The following is a 5,406-nucleotide window of genomic DNA, read 5'->3' on the forward strand; positions in this document are numbered from 1 at the left end:
CTTCTGAAAATAATCACTTGACAGCAAATGAGGCTGCTGTAGAATGCGCGCCTCGGTTGAGACGAAAGATCTTAACCAACCGCTCTTTAACAACTGAATCAAGCAATTCGTGTGGGTGCTTGTGGAGTCAGACTGATAGTCAACAAGATTATCAGCATCACAAGTTACTCCGCGAGAAATCAAAGATGTAACCAACGATTGCTGAGCCAAGTTTAGGGTTTCTTAAAAACCCAAAGATGTTTGAACTGAAGAGTTTGATCATGGCTCAGATTGAACGCTGGCGGCAGGCCTAACACATGCAAGTCGAGCGGTAGAGAGAAGCTTGCTTCTCTTGAGAGCGGCGGACGGGTGAGTAATGCCTAGGAATCTGCCTGGTAGTGGGGGATAACGTTCGGAAACGGACGCTAATACCGCATACGTCCTACGGGAGAAAGCAGGGGACCTTCGGGCCTTGCGCTATCAGATGAGCCTAGGTCGGATTAGCTAGTTGGTGAGGTAATGGCTCACCAAGGCGACGATCCGTAACTGGTCTGAGAGGATGATCAGTCACACTGGAACTGAGACACGGTCCAGACTCCTACGGGAGGCAGCAGTGGGGAATATTGGACAATGGGCGAAAGCCTGATCCAGCCATGCCGCGTGTGTGAAGAAGGTCTTCGGATTGTAAAGCACTTTAAGTTGGGAGGAAGGGCAGTTGCCTAATACGTAACTGTTTTGACGTTACCGACAGAATAAGCACCGGCTAACTCTGTGCCAGCAGCCGCGGTAATACAGAGGGTGCAAGCGTTAATCGGAATTACTGGGCGTAAAGCGCGCGTAGGTGGTTTGTTAAGTTGGATGTGAAATCCCCGGGCTCAACCTGGGAACTGCATTCAAAACTGACTGACTAGAGTATGGTAGAGGGTGGTGGAATTTCCTGTGTAGCGGTGAAATGCGTAGATATAGGAAGGAACACCAGTGGCGAAGGCGACCACCTGGACTAATACTGACACTGAGGTGCGAAAGCGTGGGGAGCAAACAGGATTAGATACCCTGGTAGTCCACGCCGTAAACGATGTCAACTAGCCGTTGGAAGCCTTGAGCTTTTAGTGGCGCAGCTAACGCATTAAGTTGACCGCCTGGGGAGTACGGCCGCAAGGTTAAAACTCAAATGAATTGACGGGGGCCCGCACAAGCGGTGGAGCATGTGGTTTAATTCGAAGCAACGCGAAGAACCTTACCAGGCCTTGACATCCAATGAACTTTCCAGAGATGGATTGGTGCCTTCGGGAACATTGAGACAGGTGCTGCATGGCTGTCGTCAGCTCGTGTCGTGAGATGTTGGGTTAAGTCCCGTAACGAGCGCAACCCTTGTCCTTAGTTACCAGCACGTTATGGTGGGCACTCTAAGGAGACTGCCGGTGACAAACCGGAGGAAGGTGGGGATGACGTCAAGTCATCATGGCCCTTACGGCCTGGGCTACACACGTGCTACAATGGTCGGTACAGAGGGTTGCCAAGCCGCGAGGTGGAGCTAATCCCATAAAACCGATCGTAGTCCGGATCGCAGTCTGCAACTCGACTGCGTGAAGTCGGAATCGCTAGTAATCGCGAATCAGAATGTCGCGGTGAATACGTTCCCGGGCCTTGTACACACCGCCCGTCACACCATGGGAGTGGGTTGCACCAGAAGTAGCTAGTCTAACCTTCGGGGGGACGGTTACCACGGTGTGATTCATGACTGGGGTGAAGTCGTAACAAGGTAGCCGTAGGGGAACCTGCGGCTGGATCACCTCCTTAATCGACGACATCAGCTGCTCCATAAGTTCCCACACGAATTGCTTGATTCATTGAAGAAGACGATAAAGAAGCAGCCCGAAATTGGGTCTGTAGCTCAGTTGGTTAGAGCGCACCCCTGATAAGGGTGAGGTCGGCAGTTCGAATCTGCCCAGACCCACCAATTTTGTGTGGGAAACGCCTGTAGAAATACGGGGCCATAGCTCAGCTGGGAGAGCGCCTGCCTTGCACGCAGGAGGTCAACGGTTCGATCCCGTTTGGCTCCACCACTACTGCTTCTAGAAGTTGAAAGCTTAGAAATGAGCATTCCATCAGGTTGATGGTGAATGTTGATTTCTAGTCTTTGATTAGATCGTTCTTTAAAAATTTGGGTATGTGATAGAAAGATAGACTGAACGTTACTTTCACTGGTAACGGATCAGGCTAAGGTAAAATTTGTGAGTTCTCTTAATTGAGAAATTCGAATTTTCGGCGAATGTCGTCTTCACAGTATAACCAGATTGCTTGGGGTTATATGGTCAAGTGAAGAAGCGCATACGGTGGATGCCTTGGCAGTCAGAGGCGATGAAAGACGTGGTAGCCTGCGAAAAGCTTCGGGGAGTCGGCAAACAGACTTTGATCCGGAGATGTCTGAATGGGGGAACCCAGCCATCATAAGATGGTTATCTTGTACTGAATACATAGGTGCAAGAAGCGAACCAGGGGAACTGAAACATCTAAGTACCCTGAGGAAAAGAAATCAACCGAGATTCCCTTAGTAGTGGCGAGCGAACGGGGACTAGCCCTTAAGTGGCTTTGAGATTAGCGGAACGCTCTGGAAAGTGCGGCCATAGTGGGTGATAGCCCTGTACGCGAAAATCTCTTAGTCATGAAATCGAGTAGGACGGAGCACGAGAAACTTTGTCTGAATATGGGGGGACCATCCTCCAAGGCTAAATACTACTGACTGACCGATAGTGAACTAGTACCGTGAGGGAAAGGCGAAAAGAACCCCGGAGAGGGGAGTGAAATAGATCCTGAAACCGTATGCGTACAAGCAGTGGGAGCAGACTTTGTTCTGTGACTGCGTACCTTTTGTATAATGGGTCAGCGACTTATTTTCAGTGGCGAGCTTAACCGAATAGGGGAGGCGTAGCGAAAGCGAGTCTTAATAGGGCGTCTAGTCGCTGGGAATAGACCCGAAACCGGGCGATCTATCCATGGGCAGGTTGAAGGTTGGGTAACACTAACTGGAGGACCGAACCGACTACCGTTGAAAAGTTAGCGGATGACCTGTGGATCGGAGTGAAAGGCTAATCAAGCTCGGAGATAGCTGGTTCTCCTCGAAAGCTATTTAGGTAGCGCCTCATGTATCACTGTAGGGGGTAGAGCACTGTTTCGGCTAGGGGGTCATCCCGACTTACCAAACCGATGCAAACTCCGAATACCTACAAGTGCCGAGCATGGGAGACACACGGCGGGTGCTAACGTCCGTCGTGAAAAGGGAAACAACCCAGACCGTCAGCTAAGGTCCCAAAGTTATGGTTAAGTGGGAAACGATGTGGGAAGGCTTAGACAGCTAGGAGGTTGGCTTAGAAGCAGCCACCCTTTAAAGAAAGCGTAATAGCTCACTAGTCGAGTCGGCCTGCGCGGAAGATGTAACGGGGCTCAAACCATACACCGAAGCTACGGGTATCACGTAAGTGATGCGGTAGAGGAGCGTTCTGTAAGCCTGTGAAGGTGAGTTGAGAAGCTTGCTGGAGGTATCAGAAGTGCGAATGCTGACATGAGTAACGACAATGGGTGTGAAAAACACCCACGCCGAAAGACCAAGGTTTCCTGCGCAACGTTAATCGACGCAGGGTTAGTCGGTCCCTAAGGCGAGGCTGAAAAGCGTAGTCGATGGAAAACAGGTTAATATTCCTGTACTTCTGGTTATTGCGATGGAGGGACGGAGAAGGCTAGGCCAGCTTGGCGTTGGTTGTCCAAGTTTAAGGTGGTAGGCTGAGATCTTAGGTAAATCCGGGATCTTAAGGCCGAGAGCTGATGACGAGTTAACTTTTAGTTAACGAAGTGGTTGATGCCATGCTTCCAAGAAAAGCTTCTAAGCTTCAGGTAACCAGGAACCGTACCCCAAACCGACACAGGTGGTTGGGTAGAGAATACCAAGGCGCTTGAGAGAACTCGGGTGAAGGAACTAGGCAAAATGGCACCGTAACTTCGGGAGAAGGTGCGCCGGTGAGGGTGAAGGACTTGCTCCGTAAGCCCATGCCGGTCGAAGATACCAGGCCGCTGCGACTGTTTATTAAAAACACAGCACTCTGCAAACACGAAAGTGGACGTATAGGGTGTGACGCCTGCCCGGTGCCGGAAGGTTAATTGATGGGGTTAGCTAACGCGAAGCTCTTGATCGAAGCCCCGGTAAACGGCGGCCGTAACTATAACGGTCCTAAGGTAGCGAAATTCCTTGTCGGGTAAGTTCCGACCTGCACGAATGGCGTAACGATGGCGGCGCTGTCTCCACCCGAGACTCAGTGAAATTGAAATCGCTGTGAAGATGCAGTGTATCCGCGGCTAGACGGAAAGACCCCGTGAACCTTTACTATAGCTTTGCACTGGACTTTGAATTTGCTTGTGTAGGATAGGTGGGAGGCTTTGAAGCGTGGACGCCAGTCTGCGTGGAGCCATCCTTGAAATACCACCCTGGCAACTTTGAGGTTCTAACTCAGGTCCGTTATCCGGATCGAGGACAGTGTATGGTGGGTAGTTTGACTGGGGCGGTCTCCTCCTAAAGAGTAACGGAGGAGTACGAAGGTGCGCTCAGACCGGTCGGAAATCGGTCGTAGAGTATAAAGGCAAAAGCGCGCTTGACTGCGAGACAGACACGTCGAGCAGGTACGAAAGTAGGTCTTAGTGATCCGGTGGTTCTGTATGGAAGGGCCATCGCTCAACGGATAAAAGGTACTCCGGGGATAACAGGCTGATACCGCCCAAGAGTTCATATCGACGGCGGTGTTTGGCACCTCGATGTCGGCTCATCACATCCTGGGGCTGAAGCCGGTCCCAAGGGTATGGCTGTTCGCCATTTAAAGTGGTACGCGAGCTGGGTTTAGAACGTCGTGAGACAGTTCGGTCCCTATCTGCCGTGGACGTTTGAGATTTGAGAGGGGCTGCTCCTAGTACGAGAGGACCGGAGTGGACGAACCTCTGGTGTTCCGGTTGTCACGCCAGTGGCATTGCCGGGTAGCTATGTTCGGAATAGATAACCGCTGAAAGCATCTAAGCGGGAAACTAGCCTCAAGATGAGATCTCACTGGAACCTTGAGTTCCCTGAAGGGCCGTCGAAGACTACGACGTTGATAGGTTGGGTGTGTAAGCGCTGTGAGGCGTTGAGCTAACCAATACTAATTGCCCGTGAGGCTTGACCATATAACACCCAAGCAATTTGCGTCGAAAGGCCAGATTGCGGTGTGTGAAGACGAAATGAACCGAAAGTTCGACGCTCACAAAACACCGACAGCTGTCACATACCCAATTTGCTGAAGCGAGGCCAACCGGTCACGACTCAGTACCCGAATTTCTTGACGACCATAGAGCATTGGAACCACCTGATCCCATCCCGAACTCAGCAGTGAAACGATGCATCGCCGA

Annotated in this window: 2 tRNA genes and 3 rRNA genes; all 5 read left to right on the forward strand. The window is 51.2% G+C overall.

What is annotated here, in order from left to right:
- Positions 1-242 precede the first annotated feature (242 nt).
- Positions 243-1,779 (forward strand): 16S ribosomal RNA (locus tag AC07SU_RS30795).
- 83 nt (positions 1,780-1,862) lie between these two features.
- A tRNA-Ile gene (locus AC07SU_RS30800) sits at positions 1,863-1,939 on the forward strand.
- A gap of 30 nt (positions 1,940-1,969) precedes the next feature.
- A tRNA-Ala gene (locus AC07SU_RS30805) sits at positions 1,970-2,045 on the forward strand.
- A gap of 247 nt (positions 2,046-2,292) precedes the next feature.
- Positions 2,293-5,184 (forward strand): 23S ribosomal RNA (locus tag AC07SU_RS30810).
- A gap of 151 nt (positions 5,185-5,335) precedes the next feature.
- A 5S ribosomal RNA gene (gene rrf, locus AC07SU_RS30815) occupies positions 5,336-5,406 on the forward strand; the annotation flags it as partial.

The organism is Pseudomonas sp. GW821-FHT05H12, from assembly GCF_059419385.1.